This window comes from Methylobacterium sp. CM6246 (genome assembly GCF_054818005.1).
Genome location: NZ_JBTXKY010000001.1, coordinates 1,431,125 through 1,456,369 on the forward strand (window position 1 = coordinate 1,431,125; position 25,245 = coordinate 1,456,369).

Below are 25,245 nucleotides of genomic sequence, written 5' to 3' on the forward strand. Positions count from 1 at the left end.
CTCAGGTCCTTCCGGCGGGGAGGGGGGCCTCCGCGGCGAGCTGCGCCACGACACGGTCGGCGACGGTCACCGGCGCCGCGTCGATCCCCACGATGATCGGCTGCTCGTCGGGGCCGGGGATTTCCAGGGTGGCGAACTGGCTGTCCAGCAGCCGGGGCGACATGAAGTGGCCATGGCGCTCGGCGAGGCGCTCGGACACGAGGGCCCTGTCGCCGTCCAGGTAGACGATCCGGACGCGCCGGCTCCCGCGGGTGAGCACGTCCCGGTACGCCCGGCGCAGGGCCGAGCAGACCACCACGCCGGATTCGCCGGCCTCCAGCCGATGCTGGATCCAGACCGCGATCCGGGCGAGCCACGGCGCGCGGTCCTCGTCGTCCAGCGCGTGGCCCGCATGCATCTTGGCCACGTGCTCGGGGGTGTGGAAGCTGTCGCCGTCCACGAAGATCCAGCCGAGCCGCTCGGCGATCAGCGCGCCGACGGTGCTCTTGCCCGAGCCCGAGACACCCATGACCACCAGGACCTGCGCCGCCCGCGCGGCCGCTCCGGCTTCGTTCTGCATCCGCCCATCCGAGCTCATCCGGACCATGCCGCTCCGGGGCGCAACCCTGCGCCGTGGGCTTCATCAATAGGCTCGGCGGGCGGGAAGGAAAGGTTTCTGGGGAACAGGGGGCAATGCGCCGACATCCCGTGGAACCCCGGATGGGGCGGCACGTTCTCCCCGGCGACGGCAGAACATTTCAGGAACGAGGGTCCCATGGCCAAGGCAGCCGACAAGCACGACGCGACCCAGGAAAACCCGAAGACCGATCCGAAGGACGTCTCGAACCAGATCAAGGATCCGGATCAGTGGACCACCGGCGGTGAGCCGATGACCGGGGCGCAGGCTTCGTATCTCAAGACCTTGTCGGAAGAGGCCAAGGAGCCGGAGGCCTTCGACTCGGACATCGACAAGGCCGAGGCGTCCAAGCGGATCGACGACCTGCGCCACAAGGCCGGCCACGCCTGAGCGACCCGGGCACACCGCGTCCTGGACCAAGCCGGGCCGCGTCATCGGACATGTCGAAAGGTCGGTGCCGTCACGGGCGCCGGCCTTTCGGCGTTCGGACCCACGTCTCGAAGGCGATGTTTCGAAGACACTATTAAGCCGGCGGCAATGGGAGCCCGGTTAGACGTTCCCATCGCGCCGGGCGACGAGAGCGCTCAACGTCGGCGCGGATACCGGTGGATGCGTGCGCAAGCGCGTCGAACCAGGGGCCTGGAGGCGGGCCCGATCGCGATACGATCGGGTGCGGTTCCGGGCGCAGCGGAAGTCGGAGTCACGGATGGCGGAGCCGAGCTGCGAGGGATCGAGGGCGGCTTCCGGACGATCCCGCCTCCGTGGGGCCGACCTCGCCCGGCAGGCGTTGTCGCGCTTTGCCGCGAACGCGCGCGGGTCCACCGCCATGGAGTACGCCCTGATCGGCGCGCTGATCTTCATCGTCGCGGCCGGCAGCATCCGGTATTACGGCTCCCGGATGACCCCGATCTACGAGCGCATCAGCACGACGGTGAGCCAGGCCAATTGAGGGGCGCCGTTCCGGCCCCGGCCGTAAAGTTTTCGTCCGTCTGCCCCGAAAAAGCTGTGCTTAGTGAGGATGAAACCGCCCGCTCGGCCGTCGCGGGCGCAGTGTGGCCCACCCGCTACGGACACCCCGGCCGCTATGGGCTAGGCACGGGCTCGGCAAAACCGATGGGCAACATCTGGATGCGCAAACTTTCCCTCGCTCTGCTCGCCGCGACGGCGATGTCGGGCTGCTCGTATCTGCCTTCGGCGGGTCCGACGGCGAGCGCGATCCAGGCCGGCGCGGAAGTCGCCACCGCCGACGGCGGCGTGCTCGCCCGCTACGAAATCATCGACGTCACCCCATCCGTGGTCGAGGCCCTGCGCGGCCGGCCCCTCGACAGCCTGCTCGCCTCCTTCGGTGACCACCGCCCCTCCACCGAGCCGGTGATCGGCATCGGCGACATGGTCTCGGTCTCGGTCTGGGAGGCCGGTTCCGGCGGCCTGTTCTCCGGCCCGCTGGTGGCCGACCGCTTCTCCGCCGGCTCCAAGTCCGCCCTCATCCCCGAGCAGCCGGTCGGCCGCGACGGCGCGATCTCGGTGCCCTATGCCGGGCGCATCAAGGTCGCCGGCCGCCGGCCCCAGGACGTCCAGGGCCTGATCGAGAACGAGCTCGCCGGCAAGGCGATCCAGCCGCAGGTGCTGGTCTCGGTCACCCGGCCGATCAGCCAGGCGGTGACCGTCACCGGCGAGGGCGCCGCCGGCGCGCGCCTGCCGCTGTCGGGCCACGGCGACCGCATCCTCGACGTCATCGCGTCGGCGGGCGGCAACCGCTCGCCGGTCTCGGAGACCTTCGTGCGCCTGTCGCGCGGGCCGGTCACCGCCACGGTGCCGCTGACCACGGTGGTGTCGAACCCCAAGGAGAACATCTACCTGCGGCCCAACGACGTGCTGACCCTGGTGCGCGATCCGCAGACCTTCCTGGCGGTGGGCGCGCTCGGCCAGGCGACCGAGCTGCCGTTCCAGGCCGACGGGATCACCCTGGCCCAGGCGCTCGCCAAGGCGCGCGGCCTGTCGGACTTCGCCGCCGACCCGGCCGGCACCTTCATCTTCCGGTTCGAGCCCGCCAGCGTGGTGCGCCGCCTCAACCCGGCCACCAAGCTCACCGGCACCCCGCTGGTGCCGGTGGTGTACCGGATCAACATGCGCGACCCCAACAGCCTGTTCACCACCCAGGCGTTCCGCATGCGCAACCGCGACCTGATCTACGTCTCGAACGCCCCGTTCACCGAGGTCTCGAAGGTGCTGTCGGTCTTCACCTCCGTTACCGGCCCGGTCTCCTCGGTGGCGACCGCTTACTATTACGCGAAGTAAGCGCGGGACGACTTTCACGCGTCGGCGGAAAACAATCGCGTTCCGCCGCGTCCTCGCGTATGGGCTTCCCGTGCGGTTTGGTGCGGCGCGGGAGCGCCCGGACGAAGCCGCGACCCACCCGCGCCGGTGGCTGCCTCGCGCAAGGATGCCTAGAAGAGCCCGATGAAGATCGGACGCGTCGTCTCCGCCCGCGGGCTGTTCCGGCCCACGCTGTTCCCCTTGAGCCTGTGTCTCGCGCTCCTGTCGGCCGGGCCGGCGGCGGCCGATGTCGTGGTCGGCGTCGCGGTTCCGCGCTCGGGCCCCTACGTGGCGGTGGGCGAGCAGGTGCTGCGCGGCGTCGAGGCCTCGGCCCGGGATGCCAACGCCATGGGCGGGCTCGACGGGCAGCCCGTCACCCTCGACGTGCAGGACGATGCCTGCGACTCGAACACCGCCACCGCGGTCGCCAACCACTTCGTGCGCTCCAACGTGCGCCTCGTGGTCGGCCATGTCTGCTCGAACGCCTCGATCGCGGCCTCCGACATCTACGCCCAGAACGGCATTGTGATGATCAGCGCGGCCTCAGTCTCGGCCCGGCTCACGGACCGGGGCCTGCCGAACGTCTTCCGGGTCTGCGGGCGCGACGACGACCAGGCCCGGCTCTCCGCCGCGGTGCTCGCCGAGCGGTTCCGCGACCGTAAGATCGCGCTGATCCAGGACCAGACCCCGGCCTCCCGGACGCTGGCGGCCGCCACCAAGGACAACCTCAACCGGATCGGCATCAACGAGGCCCTGTCCCTGTCGTTCGCGCCGAGCGACGCCGACGACGCCGCCCTGGTGGACCGGCTCAAGGGCGCGGGGATCGAGGTGGTGTATTACGGCGGCGACGCCGCCGAGATGGGCCGCCTCGTGAAGGTCGCCGCCGATCGCGGCTACCGCCCGCAATGGTTCGGCACCTCGGCGATCGCGACGCCGGACTTCGCCAAGGTCGCGGGCTCGGCCAGCAACGGCGTGCTGATGACCTTCTACCTCGACCCGAGCCGCCAGCCCGCCGCCGCCGCCGTCGTGAAGGCGTTCAAGGCCGAGGGCGTCGATCCCACCGGCTCGACCGTCTACGGCTACGCGGCCCTGCAGGCGCTGGTCGCGGCCGGCAACTTCGCCCATTCGGTCGAGCCGAGGCCGATCGCCCAGGCGCTCCACACGGAGCGGTTCGACGTCGTGCTCGGCACGGTCGGGTTCGATTCCAAGGGCGACGTCACCGCCCAGGGCTATGTCCTCTACGTCTGGAAGGACGGCAGCTTCACGCCCGCCGGGAAGTGAGTTCTCGCTCTCAAGCCCCGGCCGATAGCCGCGCCTTCGCGGCTTGAGCCAGAAAGGCGGATCGGCTCTCGCCGGTCGCCTCGGCGGCCCGGTCGATCCGTCGGAGGAGGCCTTCCTCCATTGAGATGTTGACGCGCACGGCCCGGCCTGGAAGCTCGACCTGCATGAGCGCGACCATCGCGTCGGCGCTGTCCTCGCAAAAGCCCGGGTCGCCGCGCAATTCCTCCAGTGCCCGCAAGCGCGGGATCTCTTCACCGTCCTCCGCCATTCCGGCGACGTGGAAGGCCAACATCTCGGCGGCCTTCCGATAGAGCGTGTCGAGATCGCCCGCGACCGTCGTCGCTCCCGGGAAGTCCGGGAAGGAGGCGCCGAACCGGCCGTCCTCCTGGTGCACCAGCATGACAACGTGAGCCATTTCCGCCATCTCGGTCGCTATCACCATCGAGGGATCAGGCCGCAGGTCCCGAGAGGTCGCGGCCTGATCTGTCACCAAGTCCATCCAGCCTGCCGATAGATACTACGTAGGGTTCCAGTCGGTATTTCCGGCTCGCCGGTATCGACTGTGACTTTTCCAGGCTTTCTCGGATGCTTGAACTGGACGTGATCGCCGGGTCCCTTCCGAGCGACGAACCAACCGTCCCTCTGAAGCGCCGCGATCACCCCGCGTGTTGTGCGGTCACGCACCTTCTTCGACATGCCTGGAACACTCTCCGCCCCTCCCGCCGCGCTTGCTGCGACAGGAGGGGACTCTCATAGTTCCGACAGGCACAAGATTACACAACGCACCGCGCAGCGCAACAGACGTGTGTATGTGTGCGCAACGAGTTTGAGCCGTTCTGGCTGAACGTGACGATAGCGATTGGCATCAGCCTGCGATCAATCCGAGGTGGGGAGCCTCCTACCCCCGCTCGGCGGCATCGACCTCCGCACCGCGCCCGAGCCCGCGCAGAAGCTCGGCCAGGTGCGGCCGCACCCGCAGCTGCAGCGCGTGGAGCTGGCGGACCGCCTCGCTGAGCCGGCCCTCGCGGCCGAGCCTCTCATCCGCGAAGCCAATCATCCGGGCGTTGGGCCAGGCCGGCTCGCGCAGGGCGTGCAGGCGGGCGACCAGGGCCTCGGCGGAAACGTCGGGTTCGGCCTGGGCGAACAGCATCAGCAGCGCCGCGGTGGAGCGCGACAGGCCGTAATGGCAATGGACCAGGAGGTGGCCGGCACCGTCGAGGTCGCGCCCGAAGCCGAGGATCGCCGCGATATGTTCGGGCTCGGGCGGCACGAGGCCGTCGCCGGGGCCGAGGCAATCGTGGAAGTGCAGGGTCGTGCGGGCATGGGCGCCGTAGGCGGCGAACGCCTCCGGCTCGGGCGTGCCGGGATCGAGCAGCGACAGGACGTGGCTGACCCCGCTCGCGCCGTGCCCGGCCAGCTCCTCCAGGCCGCACACGGTGTGCAGGGTGACGTCGGGGAGGGGCATATCGGGGAGTGGCATGTCGGGATCGGCTCGCATGGTCGGGCGCCTATCACGGGGGCGGTGCGGTTTCGAGGCGCCATGGCGCCACGGCGGCAGCTCCGCATGCCGCGGGTGCTTTCGAGAACGGCCGCGGACGTGCTACCTGCGCGCCGACCTTCCGCCGGCCGGATTGGACACGCTGAGACGAGATGCCGTTGGACGAGCCCCATGATGCGCCCTCCCGTACCGCCGGAACCCGCCGCGCGGTCCTGACCGCCGGCCTCGGCGCGGCGATCGCCGCGCCGCTGGCGGCGCCGGCCCTGGCCCAGGGCGCTCCCGAGCTGCGCTGGCGCCTGTCCTCGGCCTACGCCAAGAGCCTCGACATCCTGTTCGGCGCCCCCGAGGCGCTCAGCCGGATCGTCGCCGAGGCCACCGACGGGCGGTTCCAGATCCAGGTGCTCGGCCCCGGCGAGCCGGTCCCGGCCGAGACCCTGCTCGATGCCGTGTCGGCCGGCACGGTCGAGATGGGCCACGGACCGGCGACCCTCGGCCAGGCCAAGGACCCGACCTTCGCGCTCGCCACCGCGATTCCATTCGGCCTCAACGCACGGGGCGCCGCCGCCTGGTGGCTGGCGGGGGGCGCGGCGGAGCTGTTCGCCGAGGTCTTCGCGAAGTCCGGCCTGGTCTGCCTGCCCGGCGGCAATACCGGCGCGCAGATGGGCGGCTGGTTCCGGCGCGAGATCAAGAGCGTGGCCGACCTCCAGGGCCTCAAGTTCCGCATCGGCGGCATGGGTGGGCAGGTGCTGACGAAGTTCGGCGTCCAGCCGCAGGCGATCCCCGGCCCCGAGATCTACCAGGCCCTCGAGACCAAGAAGCTCGACGCCGCCGAGTGGATCGGCCCCTACGACGACGAACGGCTCGGACTGCAGAAGGTCGCCCCGGTCTACCATTATCCCGGCTTCTGGGAGGGCGGTGCGATGCTGCACTTCTGGTTCAATGCCGAGAAGTGGAAGGCCCTGCCGAAAGCCTATCAGGCGATCCTGCGCTCCGCCGCCGCCGAGGTCGGGGCCGAGGTCCAGGCCAAGTACGATGCGCGCAACCCGCAGGCCCTGCGCCGGCTGGTCGCCGGCGGCGCGCAGCTGCGGCCGTTCCCGCAGGACGTGATGGAGGGCGCGCTCAAGAACGCCAACGACGTCTATGCCGAGATCGCCGCCAAGAACGCCGATTTCCGCCGGGTCTACGAGGCGATGCGGACCTTCCGGAACGAAGAATATCTCTGGTTCCAGGTCGCCGAATACACCTACGATAACTTCATGATTCGGGCCCGGGCCCGAGGATAGCGAAATCTCGGTTTCAAAAGGTCGTCGACCTTTTGCGGGCGAAGGGCGCAGCCCTTCCTTCTTCGGGGCTCCGCCCCAAACCCTGCCAAAGGGCTGAGCCCTTTGGAAACCCGGCCTTTGCTGTTGCTATCCGGGCGCGCCGACCAGGGGAGGAGACGGCATGATGGGGACCTTGAGACTCGGCCTGGCGCTGCTCGGAGCAGCGCTGCCGCTCCCGGCGCTGGCGCAATCGCCCGCCAACCTCACCGCCCTGCGCGGGCTGGCCCCGGTGGCCCGGCTTCAGGGGAGCCCGGCCGGCAAGGCGGCGCTCGACGCCAACCTGCGGGTGACCGGGGACATCCAGACTGGTGCCCTCAAGCAGCCGACCCTGCTGCCGTTCCCCGAGCAGCAGCAACTGGCGCTGCGGGACTGCTTCATCACCGACGGCAACGCCTCGGGCCTCGCCGACGGCCTCGGCACGGCGCTCGCCACCGCCTATCAGGGCCGGGCGCGCTACAGCGACTCCAAGACCTTCACCAGCGTCGCGCAGCCGGTGGCCGACCTGATCGGCTACACCAACAACGTCACCAAGTCGGACTCGAATTCCGGCAAGTACTTCTTCGCCAACGGCACGATCCACGGCACGCACGCGGTCTCGGCCGAGGCCGCCGCGCTGCTCACGGACGGCACCGTCACCGACGTGTTCGGCAAGGCCTACGGCCGGCCGGCGGGCAGCCCGGGGGCCGACCGGTTCGGCAATTCGCGCCCGTTCCAGACCCTGCCGCATCTCCAGGCCTATCGCGCCGCGGATTATTTCGGCGCGGCGTCCCACTCGTTCGACTGGCTGCGCGGTCCCAAGCAGGATCTCGTCGACAGCCCGTCCTATCCCAGCGGGCACACGACCTACGGTTACACCGAGTCGCTGATCCTCGCCCTGCTGGTGCCGGAGCGCTACCAGCAGATGGTCGCCCGCGCGGCCGAATACGGCAACGACCGGATCATCGTCGGCGCGCATTACGCCATGGACGTGATCGGCGGGCGCACGACCTCGCTGCACGCGGTGGCGCATCTGCTCGCCAACGATCCGGCCTATGTCGGCCAGATCCGCAGGAACCCGGCGGTGATCGACGCGAACGCGGCCGACGCGGACAAGCGCGTCGGCGTCACCGATTACCGGGCGCTCCTGACGGAGGCGCGCGCCGCGATGACCGAAGCCCTCGCGGCCGGCTGCGGCGGCACGGTGGCGGCCTGCGCGGCGCAGGATACCGGCCGGTTCAAGGACCCGGCCGCCAACGCGGCCTTCTACGAGGCGACGCAGACCTACGGGTTGCCGGTCGTGCACGACGCCACCGCCAACGCCCGGGAGGATGTCGGCACGATCGCCCCGGAGGCCGGCCACCTGCTGACCGCGGCCTTCCCGACGCTCACGCTCGCGGAGGCGAACGCGATCCTGACCGAGACGCAGGGCCCCGGCGGCGGCTTCCTCGACGACGGCTCGGAGTTCGGGGTCTATTCGCGGATCAACCTCTACGCGGCTTCCGGCAAGGCGGCGGCGCTGGCGGCGAGCCGGGCGGGGGCGAGCGCTACGCGCTGACGGGGTGCGACTGAGGGGCGTCAGAACACGGCGTGGTCGCCGCGCTCGGCCACGGCCTCGCCCCGGACCAGACGCCCATAGTAGGCGAACAGGGTTTCCGACCCCGTCGACGGCGTGGCCTGCGCATCGTAGCGGCCCGTGGCCGGATCCAGGACGAGCATCGACTCCGTGGCGTAGTAGCGCCCGATGCGGGCGAGCTCGGCCTTGGCGGCGAGCGCCGGGACCGAGCGCCCGAGCGTGGCCAGGACGGCGATGATCGCGTCCAGCAGCGCCACCGGCACGTGCCGGAAGCGTGGCTCGCGCCCGAGCAGCGCGAACAGGTGCTCGCCCTGCGCCCTGGGGGTGATCGCCGAGCCCGGCCCCCCAATCGGGAGCACGCGGTTGCGCCGGCCTTCGTCGTCGATGCAGTCGGCGAGGTACTGGCCGAGATCGTCGTCGCTGATCGGCTTGCAGGCGGTCAGCAGGCCGTCGCCGAAGACCAGGAACGGCTTGCCGCGCCTCACGCGGTCGATCTGCCCCGAGAGCGATTTGAAGAAGGCGGTCGGCCGCACGATCGTGTATGCGAGGCCCGACCCGATCAGCGCCTGCTCGAACGCCAGCTTGGCATGCTGGAACGCGAGGACCGGCTTCTGGACGCAGATCGCCGAGAGCAGGACGACCTGCGTGATGCCGGCCGCCTTTGCGGCCTCCAGCGCGTTCAGCTGCGCCTGATAGTCGATCGCCCAGGCATCGTCGGGCAATCCGGTGCGCGAGGCGAGGCACGAGACCAGGACGTCGAACGTCTCGCCCCGGATGCCGTCGCGGGCGAGCGCGGCCGGGTCGGTCACGTCCGCGACCCGGGCGGTGGCGCCCGCGGGCAACGGGGCGGGCCGCCTGACCAGGCAGACGACGACCGCGTGCCCGCGCGACACCAACGCCCGAACCGTCGCGCGGCCGATCGTGCCGGTGCCGCCGAGGACGAGGACGCGCCGCGGGACCGGGCCGTTCGGCCGATCCGCCGTCACGGCACCCGCTTGAGCAGCACGAAATTCCCCACCGCCAGGAATTTCTGCGCCCGCTTGCCGGTGTCGACCTCGGTGGTGAACACGTTGCCCTTGGAATCGACCGCGAGGTTGTGGACCCAGTGGAACTGGCCCGCCATGCGGCCGTTCCGGCCGAAGGCGCCCACCGTCGCGCCGGTGGCGCGGTCGAGGGTGCGGACCTCGTTGTTGGCGCCGTCGGCGTTGAGCAAAAAGGTCTCGTCGGCGTCAGGCCACAGGGCCAGCTCCCAGACTGAGCCGTTGGCCCGGGTGTTCTTCTCGACGACGAACTCCTTCACGAAGCTGCCGTCCTTCCGGAACACCTGGATGCGGTTGTTGGTGCGGTCGCAGACGTAGACCAGCCCGTCCCGGGCGATGCGCACGCAATGGACCGGGTTGGCGAATTGCTGGCGCGGGGCGGCGGCCGGGTCATAGGGGCCGAGCTTGTCGTCGGTGGGCGGCTTGCCGTAGGCGCCCCACATCCGCTTGAACGCCCCGGTCTCCCGGTCGAACACGATGATGCGGTGGTTGTAGTAGCCGTCCGCCACGTAGACCTCGTTGGCTGCCATGTCGAAATCGACGTTGGCGGGCTTGCCCAGGCGGCTGGTGTCCTGGCTGTCAGTCTGCGGCCCGGACTTGCCGATCTGCAGGACGAACTTGCCGTCGGCCGTGAACTTGAGGAGCTGGCCGTCCTGGTCGCCGTTGCCGGCGATCCAGACGAAGCCCTGGCCGTCGATCTGGATGCCGTGCTCGTTGGTCGGCCAGTCGTAGCCCTCGCCGGGGCCGCCCCAGCTGCGCAGCAGGGTTCCGTCCTGCGAAAATTCCAGCACCGGCGGGGCCGGCTTGCAGCACTTGCTGCGCGGCGGATCGAGGCTTGCGGCCTTCTCGTCGTCGGTGAGGGTGCGGGGCCGCTGGACCACCCAGACATGGTCCTGCGCGTCGACCGCGACGCCCGCGGCCTGGCCCAGGATCCAGTCGTTCGGCAGCGGCTTCGGCCAGGACGGGTCGACCTGGAACTGCGGCGCCTCGGCCGCCGCGGCCGCCCCGGCCCCTGCGAGGGCGAGCAGGCAGGCCAAAGCCGGCAGCGCGGTGGAAAGCATCCTCATGGCGTGTCCTCCGGCGCCTGTCCCGGCGCTCGCAGGCAGCATGGCGTCCCGCGCGGCCGGGGGCCAGCGCTCCCGCCCCGGTTCGGTGACACCGGGGACCGAACAGAAAAAAGGCCACTCCCGAAGGAGCGGCCCGAAGTCTAGGGAGGAAACGCCCAAGAAGGGCAGCGGGATCGCGACGCCATCGCCATCCCGCGCTGCACAATCTGCTCGCGCCGCGAAAAATTACAAGCCCGTCGGGGCGGAAAGGCTGGCCTTTCGTGCGGCCGCACACGCATCGCGATCCGGCTGTGTCGAAAATGTCGCATTCGCATCGGGGCCCGGCGGGACAGACTTCCCGCGGTGCCGGACGGCAAAGCGCACCGTAAACCGTTGAGAAACACGGATTTCGCCGCGCGGAACCGCGGCCCCGCGATCCCGTTCCACTGCGGCAATTCATGACGGCCGCGTGAAGGGACGAATTCGTTACCCGCGCTAGCTGTCCGGCCAAGTCTCCGTTGGGACGGACAAAGAAGGACTGCGAGCGGGTATGGCGATCCAGGACGAGCGGATCCGGGTTCTCAACGACGTGGAGCCGGCCAAGGACGGGCGTTATGTCCTGTATCTCCTCCAGCAGGCCAACCGCGCCCAGTTCAACCCGGCCCTGGAACTCGCCATCGAGGAGGCGAACCGCCTGGGCCTGCCGGTGGTCGCCTGCTTCGGCCTGCTCGACGGCGCCAGCGGTTTCCCGGAGGCCAACGCCCGGCACTACGCCTTCCTGCTCCAGGGTCTCGCGGATGCGAAGGCCGGGCTGGAGAAGCGCGGCATCGGGTTCGTGATGCGCAAGTGCTCGCCCGCCAGGATCGCCATCGACCTGGCCGCCGAGGCCGCGCTGCTGGTGCTGGACCGGGGTTACCTTGCGATCCAGAAGGGCTGGTACCGGGAGATCGCGAAAGCGGTGAAGACCCGGATCGTCCAGGTCGAAGGCGACGTGGTCGTCCCCGTCGAGACGGCGTCGAACAAGCACGAATTCGCCGCCCGCACGCTCCGGCCGAAGCTGAACCGGCTCTGGGACCCGTTCATCGCCGACCTGAAGCCGCGCAAGCCCAAGCATGCGGCCAAAGGCGCGACGCCCGACGGTGAGATCGACGTCTCGGATCCGGAGGCGGTGCTCGCCGGCATGAGCCTCGACCGGGAGGTCGGCCCGGTGAAGCGCTTCGTCGGCGGCGAGACCGAGGCGCGCAAGCGGCTCAAGGCGTTCCTGAAGGACGGGTTCGAAGGCTACGGCGCCGGGCGCAACATGCCGGAGGCGGCGGCCGCCTCGCACATGAGCCCGTTCCTGCATTTCGGCCAGATCTCGCCCGTGGAGATCGCCCTGGCGGTGCGGGAGGCCAAGGCCGGCGACGACGACGACCGCGGCGCCTACCTGGAGGAGCTGATCGTCCGGCGCGAGCTCGCGATGAACCACGTGTTCTTCACGGAGGGCTACGACGACTACGACACGGCGGTGCCGGACTGGGCGCGCAAGACGCTCTCCGAGCAGGCCGAGGACGAGCGACCGAACCTCTATTCGGAGGACCAGCTCGCGGCCGGCGAGACCCACGACCTCTATTGGAACGCCGCGATGCGCGAGATGCGCGAGACCGGTTACATGCACAACCAGCTGCGCATGTACTGGGGCAAGAAGATCCTGGAATGGTCGCCCTCGCCGAAGGAGGGTTTTGCCCGGACGCTGCGGCTCAACAACCGTTATTTCTTGGACGGGCGCGACGCGAACTCCTTCACCAACGTCGCCTGGGTGTACGGCCTCCATGACCGCCCCTGGCAGCGCCGCCCGATCTTCGGCACGGTCCGCTACCAGAGCGAGAACTCGCTGAAGAAGTTCGACGCGAAGGCCTACGTGAAGGCGGTCGAGCGGCTGTGCGAGGCCGAGGGGTGAGGGGCCTGCTCGCTCCGGTGCAGTCCCATCCTCTGCCTCATCCTGAGGTCTGAGCGAGGCTGATACGCAGCACCTCGGGATGAGGGGGCGATTTGGACATCTGCCGATCGACTGTGTCTGCTCGGCGATCCCCCATTCCCCGCAAGCCACGCTATACCGCAGGCTCCGGCTGCGCGGACGAAGTGCCTTTTCATGACCGAGATGCGGGACGCACCGACGACCAGGGAGCCGGCCGCGTCGGGCCCGAAACGCTCCCGCTACCGCCGCTCGATCACGCGCCTGCGCTCGGCGTCGCGGGAGGCTTATCCGCTCTGGCGGGGGCGGCTGCTGTTCCTCGCGGGCGGCATCTGCGTCGGCCTGGCCGCGGTGCTGATGGCCAAGGGCGCCGACCTCGCGCAGGACGGGTTCCGGCGGCTCACCGCGCCCTCGCCGCTGATCGCGCTGGTGCTCACGCCGGCGGGCTTCGCGCTCGCGGCCCTGCTCGCCCGGACGGTGTTCCCGAACTCCCAAGGCTCGGGCATCCCGCAGGTGATCGCGGCCCGGCACGCCCGGGACGCGCGCTTCCGGTTCTCGCTGATCTCCCCCCGGGTGGCGTGCGGAAAGGTGCTGGTCCTGTTCCTGGGCCTCCTCTGCGGCGCCTCCGCGGGCCGCGAGGGGCCGACCGTGCAGGTCGGCGCCGCGATCATGGCCGCCTTCGGCCGCCTGACGCCGGACCGCCTGCCGGGGCTGTTGCTCGCGGGCGGCGCGGCCGGGGTCGCGGCGGCGTTCAACACGCCGCTCGCCGGCATCGTGTTCGGCATCGAGGAGCTGGGCCGGGCCTACGAGGCCCGCTCGTCCGGCCTGATCGTCGCCGGGATCGTGGCCGCGGGCCTCACCTCCCTCTGGCTGCTCGGCAACTACACGTATTTCGGCACCAGCCAGGCGGATCTGCCCCTGGCGGCCAGCTGGATCGTGCCGCTGCTGGCCGCGTTGGGCGGCTTCGCGGGCGGGGTGTTCAGCCGGTTGATCATCCTGTTCGCCCGCGGCCTGCCGGGGGCGGCCGGGCGCCTGATCGGGGCGCGGCCGGTGGTCTTCGCGGCGCTCTGCGGCCTGTGCGTCGCCCTGTGCGGGCTGGCCTCGAACGGCACGGCGTACGGCACCGGCTACGAGGAGGCCCGGGCGTTCCTGCACGGCGATGCGGCCACGTCCTGGACCTACGCGCCGCTGAAATTCGCCGCCACGGTGCTCAGCTCGATCAGCGGCATCCCGGGCGGCCTGTTCGCGCCCTCGCTTGCGGTCGGGGCCGGGATCGGCGGAACGGTGCACGGCCTTCTGCCGGACATGCCGGTGGGCGCCCTCGTGCTGATCGGGATGGTCGCCTACCTGACCGGCGTGCTTCAGGCGCCGATCACCAGCTTCGTCATCGTCACCGAGATGACCCAGAACCACACGATGATGATCCCGCTGATGATCGCGGCCGTCATCGCCGACGCCGCCTCGAAGGCGATCTGCCGGGGCGGGCTCTATCACACGCTGGCCGAGATGATGCTGGAGCGTGCCGACGTACCGGCCCAGCCGGTGGCCAAGACTGCGTGAGGCTGAAAAAGCCTGAGACTAAAAGGCTGTCGGAATCGCGCGCGCGCGGAACGGTCTCGCTTGCGGCCGGTTGAGGGATCGATTGTAGTTCGCCCGTGTCTCGGGCGCATCCGGAGTGACGCGATGACCTTGCTGAAATGGGCCCTCATCTGCTTCGTGATCTCGCTGATCGCGGGCGGCCTCGGCTTTACCGGCATCGCCTCGGGCGCCGGCTCGCTGGCGCGCATCCTGTTCGGCCTGTTCCTGCTGGTCGCCATCGTGATCGTAGTCATCGCCTTCGCGGTCGGCCAAGCGGTGTTCTAAGCCGCATGGCGGACGCGATGCGGGACAGGGTCTGCCTCGTCACCGGGGCGACCAACGGCATCGGCTACGAGACGGCCCTGGGGCTCGCGCGCGATGGCGCCCGGGTCGCCATCGTCGGCCGCGATGCCGACAAGACGCGGGCCTGCGCGGAGCGGATCCGTTCGGCGGTCCCGGGCGCCGTCGTGGACCCGCACGTCGCGGACCTGTCCAGCCAGGGGGAGATCCGGCGGCTCGCCGAGTCCCTTCGCGCGACGTATCCCCGCCTCGACGTGCTGGTGAACAATGCCGGTGCGATCTTCGACCGGCGCGTCCTCACGGTCGACGGCATCGAGCGCACCTGGGCGCTCGACCATCTCGGCTACGTGCTGCTAACGGTGGAACTCCTCGACACCCTGAAGGCCTCGGCGTCCGCCGGGGCTGGCCCGCGCATCGTCAACGTCGCCTCGGCGGCCCATGAACGCGGGCATGTCGACTTCGCCGACATCGAGGGCGCCCGGCGCTACGGCGCGATGCGGGCCTATTCCCAGGCCAAGCTTGGCAACGTGCTGTTCACCTACGCGCTGGCCCGGCGGGTGCGGGCCGACGGCATCACGGTCAACGCCCTGCATCCCGGGGTGATCGACACCGGCTTCGCCAAGAACACCGGCGGCCTGTTCGGCACCGCGTGGTCGCTGATGCGCCCGTTCCTAGCCAGGCCCGAAAAGGGCGCCGAGACCTCGCTCCACGTGGCGACCGCCCCCGAACTCGACGGCGTCACCGGCCGCTACTTTTCACGGTCCCGGCCAAAGACCTCGTCGGCCGAGAGCCGCGACGAAGCCGTTCAGGAGCGCGTCTGGGCGCTGAGCCTCGCGCAGGTCGGGCGGGGCGGCTGAGCAGCCTTCGAGGCGCCGGCCGGGGGCGTGCTCCGCTCTGCAGGGTCAGGCCGGCCGCCTCGGTCGTGGCCAAGGTCAAAATGGCGGGACGGCGCGCGGCGGGGGATCCGGGGGTTCGCGCTCCGGTGCTGCACATGGCCCGGCGCCGCATCGTCGGGATGCGCGGTTCCGACGGGCGTCCCTCACATCAGCTGCGGCTCAACGTGCAGGTAGTGCGCATCGAACTCCGCGAAGACCTTCAAGCGCCCCCAGTCCAGGATCGTCAGCGTGCGCTGTCGATGCTGGATCATCTTCTCGGCACGCAGGTCCCTCAGGATTCGGTTGACGTGCACGGGGGTGAGGCCCAGCGCGTCGGCCATGACCGTCTGGGTGATCGGGAGGGGGCAGCGTCCTTCCTCCTTGACCAGGCCCGCCGCCTTCTGCCGGACGTACAGTTCGCAGAACAGGTGCGCCAAGCGCCTGGGACCGGACCGGCGGCCGAGCCCGATCATCCACTCGTTGGTGATCGAGGCGGTCACCAGCACCTCGCGCCAGAGCGCCGCCGTGACATCTGGGTAGTGCACCATCAGGTCGTGGAGGGCGCCGTGCGGGATCAGGGCGACGGTCACCTGTGTGAAGGCGCCGATGCCCAGGTCGGCGGTGGGCAGATGCAGGCTCTGCAGGTCGGGGATGTCGCCCGCGATGTGGAACGCCAGGAACTGACGCTCCCCTTTCTGCAGCAGCTTGAAGCGCCCCATCCAGCCGCTCAGGACGAAGCAGCAGCTCGCCGAGCGATCACCGGGATGGATCAGGTCGGTGTTCGGCTCCAGCGCCTGCACGGAGACCGGCAGCGCCATGATGGCGCGCTGCGCCTCATCGGAGATCGGCATGTCCCGGGACAGCCGCGCCACGAGCGTCGCAAGCGGATGGGTCGTCGTAAGCTGCATCTCGCCCCGTCACGTCTGCTCGACGGAAGCGCACGCCTCTGCCAGTCATCGAGGTCTGAGCTTGAGCGGAAGCTTCGGGAGAGAAATTCACATAGATCAACTCGACCCCGTGAAAGCGATTTTTGCGCACGGGCTTGGAGCGCCCGACGCCGATACCGGGTCGGCGCCAGCCAGTGCCCGAGAACGGGGACCGCTTCGGCGGAGCAGCCACAGGCCAGTCCAGTTCAAGGTGGCGGTGTAGATCGGCTTGCCGTCCTCGTCCGTCACGACCACCGAGAACGCGCGGCGGTCGCCGTCGTCCGGCACCTCGTGGCGCGCGATGTCCGGCAGCAGGCGCAAGACGTGCTGGCGGACGGCCGGGAGGTCCTCGAGCGCGGTGCCTTCGTCATCGCGGCCATAATGCGCGGGCCAAACCGCCATTATAGATGTCGAAGAAGTAGCGAGGCCTGTAAACGTTTTGCTGGTGGGCGAATTTACCCGCAACAACGCACGTTAGAGCCGCCATCACCGAAGGAGATGCCGGGACGGCGCCAATGAACGCGTCGACTCGCGGGCTCGGTCCCGACGGCGAGGCGGGTCGGTTGGGCGGTCACGCCCGCGTCACGCCGCCGCCCGCACCGCGTGGTCGGCCTGGGGCTGGATCTCGATGAACACCCGCGTGACCTGCGGGTTGCGCTGCTTCAGCGCTTTGTCGAGGCGGGTGACGAGGCCCTCGACCTCCCCGGCGCTGAGGTCGTCGGCCATGTCGATGCTGACATTCACCAGGATGTCGGTCGGCCCGAGATGCTGGGTCAGCACCTCGTTGAGGTGGAGCACGCCGGGCTCGGCGCGCACGAGGTCCGAGATCGCCGCCACTACGGCGGGGTCGGCGGCCTCGCCGATCAGCAGGCCGTGGGTCTCGATCATCAGAAACACCGCCATCCCGACCAGTACCAGGCCGATCCCCACCGAGGCCCAGCCGTCGAGGCTCGGCCTATCGAGCCAATGGGCCAGGACGACGCCCGCCAGGGCGATCAGCAGGCCGATCAGCGCCGCGGTGTCCTCGGCCAGGATCGTGAACAGGGTCGGATCCTTGCTGCGGCGGATCGCCCGCATCGCCGAGTGCTTGCCCTTCTCGGCCCAGAACTGGCGCATCGCCACGAACCACGAGATCCCCTCGGCCACGATGGCGAAGCCGAGGATCGCGACGTTCACCCAGATCCCCGGCAGGGTGTAGCCGAACAGGTGCGCGTCCGCGTCCGGCGAGGGGTGGCGGATCCGCTCGACACCCTCGTAGACCGCGAAGACGCCGCCACCGAGAAAGATCATCAGCGCGACCACGAAGGCGTAGAAATAGATCTCGCGCCCGTAGCCGAACGGGTGCCGGGCATCGGCCGGCCGCTTGGCCCGCTTCATCCCGACGAGCAGCAGCACCTGGTTGGCCGTGTCGACCACCGAGTGCACGCCCTCGGCGAGCATCGCGGTCGAGCCGGTGAGCGCGCCGCCGACGAACTTCGCCGCCGCGATGGCGAGGTTCGCCCCCGCCGCCGCGTAGATCGCTCCCGTGCTCTCGTGCGCCATCCCGGCCTCCGTGTCCGCCGCCCAAGCCTCGCCGCCCAAGCCTCGCCCCCCAAGCGTTGCCGTGCGGCACCGGTTCCCGTGTGGACGCGTGGTGGTGCCCCGTGCAAGCTGAGATCGATCAGGACGCCTTGGAGCACGCATGGCCGACGCGCAGTACGATCCCGACAACATTTTCGCCAAGATCCTGCGGGGCGAGATCCCGTGCCACCGCGTCCACGAGGATGCGGACACGCTGGCCTTCATGGACGTGATGCCCCAGGGCGAGGGGCACACCCTGGTGATCCCCAAGGCGCCGTCCCGCGGGTTGCTCGATGCCGACCCGGCCGCCCTGGCGACCCTGATGGCGAGCGTCCAGACGGTGGCCCGGGCCGTGAAGGCGGCGTTCGAGGCGGACGGCCTGACGGTGTTCCAGTTCAACGAGCCGGCGGGCGGGCAGACCGTGTTCCACCTGCACGTCCACGTCATCCCCCGGTTCGAGGGCGTTCCGCTGAAGCGCCACGAGGGCGGGATGGCCGACAACGCGGTGCTGGCCGAGCACGCCGCGCGCATCCGGACGGCGTTGCAGGCCGGTCGCTGAGATTGCCGGGTTCGACAGGTCCGTGACCTCTCGCGGGTGCAGGGTGGCGCCCTTCGGGAACCCGGTTCAGGCCGCGCTGGCGATGAGCCGGCGCAGGGCGGCGTTCTCGGCCTCGAGTTCGCTGATCCGCTGCCGCAGGGCGGCCTCGGTATCGAGGGCGGACGGGGCCGCCCGGGCCGGCTCCTCGAACACGACGCCGATTCCGTCCTCCCGGCGCCAGCACAGGCTGGCCCGGTAGGTCCGGTCCCGCTGCGGGATGTAGAGGTCGAACACCTGCGGCAGGGTCGTGGCGTCGCTCAGGACCAGCCGGGCGCCCGAGGCCGAGAGGTCGCGCACCAGGCAGTCGAAGCTCGACGAGCCGTTGTTGAAGACGATGCGCCCCTTGAGGAAGACCCGCTGGCGCGTCTCTTTGCGATGATCCGTCATGCGGGCCAGTCTGCCGGCCAGCCCTTAAGGATTCCTGGCTGCAATACGGTCTTGGCGCCTATTCCCGAGGATCACGCGATGAAGCGCCGGTCCACCGTCTGGAACAGGTAGAAGCCGTTGAAGCGCACGGCGGTGTCGGCGGCCCGGTCGTCGAAATCCAGGGGCGGCCGGCTGGCGCCGTCGAGCTTGCCTCCGAAGGTCCAGCGGCCGGCACCGATGAACGGCGGCACGGTGCTGGCCTCCGGCACCGCGCAGCACAGGCCCTCGACGGCCTTTAGCTGGAACAGGTTGTAGCTTCGCATCGGAGTCCCTCCGCTTGGCCGCCCCGCCTGCCGAATGCATCCAATACCAGATCGAAGACTGGATAGATTCGGCTTGACCGTGCTCATAATGGCACAATCGGTCGAGTTTGTGACGGTCAAGTTTCAGGGACGTTTCGCTCCAGCTCCGCGATCCAGATCCGCGCCGAGCCATCGGACGGCGCACGCCAGTCGCCCCGGGGCGACAGCGAGCCCCCCGCCGACACCTTCGGGCCGTTGGGCAGGGCCGAGCGCTTGAACTGGCTGAAGCCGAAGAACCGCTTCAGGAACACCCCGAGCCAGCGCCGGATCTCGGGCAGGTCGTAGGCGACCCGCTTGGTCTCGGGGAAGTCCGGCGCCCAGTGGCCGCGCGCCTTGTCGCCCCAGGCGTGCAGCGCCAGGAAGGCGATCTTCGACGGCCGGAACCCGTAGCGCAGCGTGTAGAACAGGTTGAAGTCCTGGAGCGCGTAGGGGCCGATCGTGGCCTCGGTGCTCTGCGGGCTGTCGTCCTGGTCCACCGGCACCAGCTCGGGGGAGATCTCGGTGTCGAGGATCGCCTGGAGGGTGTGGCTCGCCCCGGGATCGACCTCGCCGTTGCCGATCACCCAGCGGATCAGGTGCTGGATCAGGGTCTTGGGCACGCCGGTGTTGACCGCGTAGTGGCTCATCTGGTCGCCGACGCCGTAGGTGCACCAGCCGAGCGCCAGCTCCGAGAGGTCGCCGGTGCCGATCACCAGCCCGCCCGCCTGGTTGGCGAGACGGAACAGGTAATCGGTGCGCAAGCCCGCCTGCACGTTCTCGAAGGTCACGTCGTAGACCGCCTCGCCCCGGGCGAACGGGTGGCCCATGTCGGCGAGCATCTGCTTGGCCGCCGGCCGGATGTCGATCTCGGCCGCGGTGCAGCCGAGCGCCTTCATCAGCGCGTGGGCGTTGGTCTTGGTGGCGTTCGAGGTGGCGAAGCCCGGCAGCGTGTAGGCCAGGATGTCCGAGCGGGGATAGCCCAGGCGGTCGAACGCCTTGGCGATCACGATCAGCGCGTGGGTCGAATCGAGGCCGCCGGAGACGCCGATCACCGCCTTGCGGGTGCCGGTGGCCTCCAGCCGCTGGGCGAGCCCGGCGACCTGGATATTGTAGGCCTCGTAGCAATCCTGGGCGAGGCGGGACGGGTCGGCGGGCACGAACGGGAAGCGCTCGATCCGCCGGATCAAGCCGAGATCGTCGGCCGGCGGATCGAGCCGGAAACCGATCCGCCGGTAGGGGAGGGGGCTGCCCGGCACGTTGTCGTCGAAGCTGCCGGCCTGGAGACGGTCCTGCGCGATCAGGTCGAGGTCGATGTCGGCGAGCGTCGCCACCGGGCCGGTGGGGAAGCGCTGGCCCTCGGCCAGCCGCACCCCCAGCTCGTCCACGCTGGTCTGGCCGTCCCAGGACAGGTCGGTGGTCGATTCGCCCTGGCCGGCGGCGGCGTACACGTAGGCGCAGGCGCCCCGCATCGAGGCCGCGCGGGACAGCAGCGCCCGCGACTCGGCCCGGCCCACGGTGATCGGGCTGCCCGAGAGGTTGGCCAGCACCGTGGCGCCCGCGAGCGCGGCCCGCATGCCGGGGGATTCCGGCACCCACAGGTCCTCGCAGATCTCGACCCCGACCACGAGGCCGGGCAGGTCCTCGGCCGGGAACAGCAGGTCGGTGCCGAACGGCGCGTCGTGGCCCGCGACCCGGATGGTCTCCCCTACGATCCCGGCGCCGGAGGCGAAGTGGCGCTTCTCGTAGAACTCCCGGTAGTTCGGCAGGAACGTCTTCGGGATCACGCCGAGCAGCCGGCCGCCCTGGATCGCCAGCGCGCAATTGTAGATCCGGTGGCGCCAGCGCAGGGGCGCGCCGACCAGCAGCAGCGGGCGTAAGGCGGCCGATCCGGCGACCACCCGGGCGGCGGCGGCCTCGACCGCGTCGAGCAGGGTCTGCTGCAGCAGCAGGTCCTCGATCGCGTAGGCCGAAAGCCCGAGCTCGGTGAAGACCGCGAGCGCCGCCCCGGCCTCGTGGCAGGTCCGGGCGAGGTCGAGCACCGTGTCGGCGTTGCGGGGGGGATCGCCGGGATGGCTGCGCCCGGTGCAGGCCGCCACCCGGGCGAAGCCGTGGCGGTACAGGGACCGGAAGCGCGCCGTCGGATCGGTGGGGGAGGCGGAAGTCGGCTGGGTCACGGGCGCCTGTCCGGGTGAGGGGTGGCTGCCGGTATCATATGGAGCGCGGCCACGCCCCGGCGACGCGCATCCCTCCACTGCAATGCCGCATTCGCTCGCCCCGCGCCACAGGCCGAAAATCCCATCGTGGTGTCCGGCCCGAGGGGGGCCGACAAGCCTCCGTTAACGACAATTGGCCTAACTCGGGGCAGCCCGCCGGCCACCGGCGGATCCCTGTTTCGAGTATCGTTCGAGAACCCATGCGCGCATCGGGACGGCCTCCGTACTCTCACCGTGACCCTGCCCGCCCCGTCCGCGGCGGCGACCGTTCGGGCCTGTCGCTCGGCGCCCTGGCGCACCGGCTGATGGCTTTGCGGGCGAGCCTCGCCCGCCGCCTGTCCGGCACTCCGGCCGGGCTGCCCGCCCGCCCGGCCTACGGTATCCCCGGCCGCCGCGCGGAGCCGAGCTGGCTGACCGCCCCGGCCGCCATGGTCGGACGGGACGGCTTCGAGCGCGGCCCGCGCGCCGGCGCCTCGGCGCCCCCCGAGCACGTCTGGCCGGACCAGGTCTTCGACGACCGGGCGAGCCTCGACGCGCTCGACGAGCCGCGCTTCGAGAGCCGGATCGACCGCAGCGCCTCGACCCCGGGCGTGCTGGTGCGCCAGCCGCGCCGGCCCGCCTCGATCGCCCCGGAGGATTCGCACCCCGCGTCTCCGGTCCAGGCCGCCGCCGCCCCGGCGGCGCGCTGGACCCGGACGCCCGATTCGGTGCTGCAGGAGCGTCGCCAGCGGGCCCTGGAGGCCGAGCGGGTCGCCCTGGAGCGTGCCCGCGCCGAGGCCCATGCGGCCGCGCAGGCCGTCGAGACCGAGCGCAAAGCCCGCGAGCAGGAGGCCCGGGATCTGGCCGAGCGGGAGCAGGCCGAGCGGGAGCAGGCCGAGCAGGCGCGGGTCGCGACCCTTTCCGCCATGCCCGAGATCGTGCCGACCGAGTTCGCCGAGGATGGCGGTGTGGTGCCGCTGTGGCGCCAGCCCTTCGTGGCGCCCCCGGGCGTCCGCTATTTCCGTACCCCCGACCGGCGCCCGGTTCGGCCGAGCGTCGAGCTGTCCACCTCGACGGCGGCGATCGCCCCCGTCCTGGAACCCATGCCGGTCCAGGGCCCAGTCCCGGTCCAGGCTCTTGTGCCGGAGCCGGCCATGCCCGAGGTTGCCGCCGAGGCGCCGGCGCGCGACTGGTCCGACCTGCCGGACTGGTCCGAGGTCCAGCCCTGGTTCGACGGCAGCGATTGGAATGCCGGCGACGGGTCGTCCGTGGAGGCCTGGGCCGCGCTGGCGACCCAGCCCATGGCGGCCGGCCTGGAGGCGGCGGTCGCGGCCGTTCCGGTGATCGCGGCGGTCAACGCGGTGCCCGACCTGCCGGTGGCCGAGCCGCTGTACGAGGCCGCGCACCCGCAGCCGCCGCGCCCGGTCTACGTTCTCGACCGGCTGGTGCGGTTCGATCAGCCCCCGCGTCCGGCGGACGGCCAGGACAACGGGCGCGAGGGCACGCAGGACACCGTTCGGGATCACGATCGGCCGGCCGACCCGCAGAATGCGGAGACGGCGGCGATCCGGGACGCGTTCCTGCCGGCCAAGCCCGCCCTCGCGCTGGTGTTCGGTCCCGGCAGCGCCGCCACCGAGGCGCCCCGCCGCGCCCCCGCGCTCTGCGCCATGGCGGCCCGGGCGGCGATCCGCGCCGCCGGCCAACCGGTCGTGGCTGCCCCTGTGGCCAAGCCCGAGGATCTGCCCGAGCATCTGCCCGAGCACCGGCCGGTCTCGGACACGATGACGCCTGCGTCCGCCGATCCGGTCCGGGTTCCCTCGGACGCCGACCGGGTGGTGATCCCGATGACCCCGCGCACCGTGCTGCTGCGCGGCAAGATGGCGCCGCAGCCCGAGCCAGCCGCCGAGCCCGTTGCCGCCGAGCCCGAGCCGGTTCACGCCGAGCCCGTCTCTGCCGAAGCTGCCCCGGAGCCGGTCGAGGCGCCGGCCGCCCAGCTGGCCGCAGTGCCCGCCGCCCCCGCCCTGCCGCTGGTCGCGCCCCGGGCGCACCTGATCCCGGCCGGCCGTCACCTGGAGATCGCCAGCGTCGAGAACGCCGATTACGAGCTGCCCTCGCTCGGCCTGCTCGCCCTGCCGGACGAGAGCGGCGCCGAGGAAGTCGACGCCGACGTGCTGGAGCAGAACGCGCTCAACCTCCAGCAGACGGTGCAGGATTTCGGTGTGCGCGGCGACATCCTGGCGGTGCGCCCCGGCCCGGTCGTCACGCTCTACGAGCTGGAGCCCGCACCCGGCACCAAGTCCAGCCGCGTCATCGGCCTGTCGGACGACATCGCCCGCTCGATGTCGGCGGTCTCGGCCCGGGTGGCGGTGGTCCCCGGCCGCAACGTGATCGGTATCGAACTGCCGAACGAGACCCGCGAGACGGTCTATCTCCGGGAGCTGCTCTCGGTGCCGGATTTCTATGAGAGCAAGCACAAGCTCGCCCTCTGCCTCGGCAAGAACATCGGCGGCGAGCCGATCATCGCCGACCTCGCCCGGATGCCGCACCTGCTCGTTGCCGGCACCACCGGCTCGGGCAAGTCGGTGGCGATCAACACCATGATCCTGTCGCTGCTCTACCGGCTGAAGCCGGAGGAGTGCCGGCTGATCATGGTCGATCCCAAGATGCTGGAGCTGTCGGTCTACGACGGCATCCCGCACCTGCTCTCCCCGGTCGTGACCGACCCCAAGAAGGCGGTGATCGCCCTCAAATGGGCCGTGCGCGAGATGGAGGAGCGCTACAAGAAGATGTCCAAGATCGCGGTCCGCAACATCGACGGCTACAACGCCCGGATGAAGGAGGCCCGCGAGCGCGGCGAGGTCATCACCCGCACGGTCCAGACCGGGTTCAACCGCGAGACCGGCGAGGCGGTGTTCGAGCAGGAGGCGATGGACCTGTCGGCGCTCCCCTACATCGTGATCGTGGTCGACGAGATGGCCGATCTGATGATGGTGGCGGGCAAGGACATCGAGGGGGCGATCCAGCGGCTGGCCCAGATGGCGCGCGCGGCCGGCATCCACCTGATCATGGCGACGCAGCGCCCGTCGGTGGACGTGATCACCGGCACGATCAAGGCGAACTTCCCGACCCGGATCTCCTTCCAGGTCACCAGCAAGATCGACAGCCGCACGATCCTGGGCGAGATGGGCGCCGAGCAGCTGCTCGGCCAGGGCGACATGCTGTTCATGGCCGGCGGCGGGCGCACGACCCGGGTGCACGGGCCGTTCTGCTCGGACAGCGAGGTCGAGAGCGTGGTCGCCCACCTCAAGCGCCAGGGCCGCCCGAGCTACCTCGACGCCGTCACCACCGACGACTCGCCGGAGGAGCCGGCCAAGGAGGGCAAGTCCGGTCGCGGCGCCAAAGCCGAGAAGGTCGAGCGCTCCGAGGATTCCGACGAGGAGGCTCCGGTCTTCGACATCGGCGCCTTCGCGGCGGCGACCGGCGGCGAGTCGGACGACCTGTACAAGCAGGCGATCGAGGTGGTGCTGCGGGACCAGAAGGCCTCGACCAGCTACATCCAGCGCCGGCTGCAGATCGGCTACAACCGCGCCGCCTCGATCATGGAGCGGATGGAGATCGAGGGCATCGTCGGCCCGGCCAACCATGCCGGCAAGCGCGATATCCTGGTCGCCGGGGCGCCCCACGCCTCGAGCGGGATGTACGACGACGAGTGAGGCCGCCGCAGGGCCGCGATCCGATCGGTCGCGGCCCTCTCGCGTCGCATCTTCGCCACAGGGCGGAGGTCTAAAGCGCGCGCCGCCGAATTGGACGCCGGTTCGGCGTCAGCGCGCGCGTCACATCGCGGGCCGGATCCCGGGCCCGCCCATCCCGTTTCTGCCGGATCG

At 70.5% G+C, this 25,245-nt stretch carries 24 protein-coding genes; 12 read left to right on the forward strand and 12 right to left on the reverse strand.

Annotated features, from left to right (window positions below):
- Position 1: 1 nt before the first annotated feature.
- Positions 2–559: a gluconokinase gene (locus ACYQPG_RS07190; RefSeq protein WP_419829052.1), complete on the reverse strand. Its 558-nt coding sequence runs from the start codon at positions 557–559 to the stop codon at positions 2–4.
- 195 nt (positions 560–754) lie between these two features.
- Between ACYQPG_RS07190 and ACYQPG_RS07195 the strand changes: the two genes are divergently transcribed.
- From ACYQPG_RS07195 to ACYQPG_RS07210, 4 genes are all read left to right on the forward strand, one after another.
- Complete coding sequence (locus ACYQPG_RS07195; protein WP_147910920.1) at positions 755–1,006, forward strand: DUF3072 domain-containing protein; 252 nt, start codon at positions 755–757, stop codon at positions 1,004–1,006.
- Between the two features lie 316 nt (positions 1,007–1,322).
- Positions 1,323–1,565 carry a Flp family type IVb pilin gene (locus tag ACYQPG_RS07200; protein WP_147910919.1) on the forward strand — a complete coding sequence of 81 codons (243 nt, stop codon included), beginning with the start codon at positions 1,323–1,325 and terminating at the stop codon, positions 1,563–1,565.
- A gap of 179 nt (positions 1,566–1,744) precedes the next feature.
- Positions 1,745–2,914 (forward strand): polysaccharide biosynthesis/export family protein, encoded by a 1,170-nt coding sequence (locus ACYQPG_RS07205; RefSeq protein ID WP_147957905.1) that lies wholly within the window; start codon positions 1,745–1,747, stop codon positions 2,912–2,914.
- Between the two features lie 162 nt (positions 2,915–3,076).
- Positions 3,077–4,213, forward strand: coding sequence for a branched-chain amino acid ABC transporter substrate-binding protein (locus tag ACYQPG_RS07210; RefSeq protein ID WP_419829053.1), 1,137 nt, complete (start codon positions 3,077–3,079; stop codon positions 4,211–4,213).
- A 10-nt stretch (positions 4,214–4,223) separates the two neighbouring features.
- Here ACYQPG_RS07210 and ACYQPG_RS07215 read toward each other — a convergent pair whose 3' ends face one another.
- The 3 genes from ACYQPG_RS07215 to ACYQPG_RS07225 all read right to left on the reverse strand — a co-directional run bounded on the left by ACYQPG_RS07215 (position 4,224) and on the right by ACYQPG_RS07225 (position 5,693).
- Positions 4,224–4,628, reverse strand: a complete 405-nt coding sequence (locus ACYQPG_RS07215; RefSeq protein WP_419829054.1) for a type II toxin-antitoxin system HicB family antitoxin — start codon at positions 4,626–4,628, stop codon at positions 4,224–4,226.
- Positions 4,629–4,699: 71 nt separating this feature from the next.
- The gene (locus ACYQPG_RS07220; protein WP_419829055.1) at positions 4,700–4,909 is read right to left on the reverse strand and encodes a type II toxin-antitoxin system HicA family toxin; all 210 of its coding nucleotides are present in this window, start codon (positions 4,907–4,909) and stop codon (positions 4,700–4,702) included.
- Positions 4,910–5,111: 202 nt separating this feature from the next.
- The gene (locus ACYQPG_RS07225; protein ID WP_187278941.1) at positions 5,112–5,693 is read right to left on the reverse strand and encodes a protein-tyrosine-phosphatase; all 582 of its coding nucleotides are present in this window, start codon (positions 5,691–5,693) and stop codon (positions 5,112–5,114) included.
- A 170-nt stretch (positions 5,694–5,863) separates the two neighbouring features.
- Between ACYQPG_RS07225 and ACYQPG_RS07230 the strand changes: the two genes are divergently transcribed.
- Both ACYQPG_RS07230 and ACYQPG_RS07235 read left to right on the forward strand, forming a co-directional pair.
- Complete coding sequence (locus tag ACYQPG_RS07230; RefSeq protein ID WP_147910152.1) at positions 5,864–6,994, forward strand: TRAP transporter substrate-binding protein; 1,131 nt, start codon at positions 5,864–5,866, stop codon at positions 6,992–6,994.
- Between the two features lie 160 nt (positions 6,995–7,154).
- A complete protein-coding gene (locus ACYQPG_RS07235; protein WP_461230627.1) occupies positions 7,155–8,567 on the forward strand; it encodes a phosphatase PAP2 family protein in 1,413 nt (470 codons plus the stop codon).
- 20 nt (positions 8,568–8,587) lie between these two features.
- Here the strand turns inward: ACYQPG_RS07235 and ACYQPG_RS07240 are convergent, their stop codons facing one another.
- Positions 8,588–9,571, reverse strand: a complete 984-nt coding sequence (locus ACYQPG_RS07240; RefSeq protein ID WP_461230628.1) for an NAD(P)H-binding protein — start codon at positions 9,569–9,571, stop codon at positions 8,588–8,590.
- A complete protein-coding gene (locus ACYQPG_RS07245; protein ID WP_461230629.1) occupies positions 9,568–10,692 on the reverse strand; it encodes an NHL repeat-containing protein in 1,125 nt (374 codons plus the stop codon). The genes ACYQPG_RS07240 and ACYQPG_RS07245 overlap by 4 nt, the downstream gene beginning before the upstream one ends.
- 529 nt (positions 10,693–11,221) lie before the next feature.
- Between ACYQPG_RS07245 and ACYQPG_RS07250 the strand changes: the two genes are divergently transcribed.
- The 4 genes from ACYQPG_RS07250 to ACYQPG_RS07265 all read left to right on the forward strand — a co-directional run bounded on the left by ACYQPG_RS07250 (position 11,222) and on the right by ACYQPG_RS07265 (position 15,360).
- Positions 11,222–12,610: a deoxyribodipyrimidine photo-lyase gene (locus tag ACYQPG_RS07250; protein WP_461230630.1), complete on the forward strand. Its 1,389-nt coding sequence runs from the start codon at positions 11,222–11,224 to the stop codon at positions 12,608–12,610.
- A gap of 201 nt (positions 12,611–12,811) precedes the next feature.
- A complete protein-coding gene (locus ACYQPG_RS07255; RefSeq protein WP_461232431.1) occupies positions 12,812–14,185 on the forward strand; it encodes a chloride channel protein in 1,374 nt (457 codons plus the stop codon).
- Positions 14,186–14,308: 123 nt separating this feature from the next.
- A complete protein-coding gene (locus ACYQPG_RS07260; protein WP_007566531.1) occupies positions 14,309–14,488 on the forward strand; it encodes a DUF1328 domain-containing protein in 180 nt (59 codons plus the stop codon).
- A gap of 17 nt (positions 14,489–14,505) precedes the next feature.
- A complete protein-coding gene (locus ACYQPG_RS07265; protein WP_461232432.1) occupies positions 14,506–15,360 on the forward strand; it encodes an SDR family oxidoreductase in 855 nt (284 codons plus the stop codon).
- A gap of 182 nt (positions 15,361–15,542) precedes the next feature.
- Here ACYQPG_RS07265 and ACYQPG_RS07270 read toward each other — a convergent pair whose 3' ends face one another.
- The 3 genes from ACYQPG_RS07270 to ACYQPG_RS07280 form a co-directional block, all read right to left on the reverse strand.
- Positions 15,543–16,286 (reverse strand): Crp/Fnr family transcriptional regulator, encoded by a 744-nt coding sequence (locus ACYQPG_RS07270; protein WP_419829060.1) that lies wholly within the window; start codon positions 16,284–16,286, stop codon positions 15,543–15,545.
- Between the two features lie 96 nt (positions 16,287–16,382).
- Positions 16,383–16,706 carry a DUF6894 family protein gene (locus tag ACYQPG_RS07275; protein ID WP_461230632.1) on the reverse strand — a complete coding sequence of 108 codons (324 nt, stop codon included), beginning with the start codon at positions 16,704–16,706 and terminating at the stop codon, positions 16,383–16,385.
- A gap of 180 nt (positions 16,707–16,886) precedes the next feature.
- On the reverse strand, positions 16,887–17,846 hold the full coding sequence (locus ACYQPG_RS07280; RefSeq protein ID WP_147910158.1) for a cation diffusion facilitator family transporter: 960 nt from the start codon (positions 17,844–17,846) through the stop codon (positions 16,887–16,889).
- A gap of 139 nt (positions 17,847–17,985) precedes the next feature.
- On the opposite strand from ACYQPG_RS07280, the gene ACYQPG_RS07285 reads away from it, so the two are divergent.
- The gene (locus ACYQPG_RS07285) at positions 17,986–18,423 is read left to right on the forward strand and encodes an HIT family protein (protein ID WP_419829062.1); all 438 of its coding nucleotides are present in this window, start codon (positions 17,986–17,988) and stop codon (positions 18,421–18,423) included.
- Between the two features lie 66 nt (positions 18,424–18,489).
- On the opposite strand, the gene ACYQPG_RS07290 is transcribed toward ACYQPG_RS07285, so the two are convergent.
- From ACYQPG_RS07290 to ACYQPG_RS07300, 3 genes are all read right to left on the reverse strand, one after another.
- On the reverse strand, positions 18,490–18,849 hold the full coding sequence (locus ACYQPG_RS07290) for a PilZ domain-containing protein (RefSeq protein ID WP_147910160.1): 360 nt from the start codon (positions 18,847–18,849) through the stop codon (positions 18,490–18,492).
- Between the two features lie 71 nt (positions 18,850–18,920).
- Complete coding sequence (locus tag ACYQPG_RS07295) at positions 18,921–19,151, reverse strand: hypothetical protein (RefSeq protein WP_147910161.1); 231 nt, start codon at positions 19,149–19,151, stop codon at positions 18,921–18,923.
- Positions 19,152–19,267: 116 nt separating this feature from the next.
- Positions 19,268–21,343 (reverse strand): NAD(+) synthase, encoded by a 2,076-nt coding sequence (locus ACYQPG_RS07300; protein WP_461230633.1) that lies wholly within the window; start codon positions 21,341–21,343, stop codon positions 19,268–19,270.
- A gap of 239 nt (positions 21,344–21,582) precedes the next feature.
- Here ACYQPG_RS07300 and ACYQPG_RS07305 point away from each other — a divergent pair, with 239 nt between their 5' ends.
- Positions 21,583–25,074: a DNA translocase FtsK gene (locus ACYQPG_RS07305; protein ID WP_461230634.1), complete on the forward strand. Its 3,492-nt coding sequence runs from the start codon at positions 21,583–21,585 to the stop codon at positions 25,072–25,074.
- Positions 25,075–25,245 lie beyond the last annotated feature (171 nt).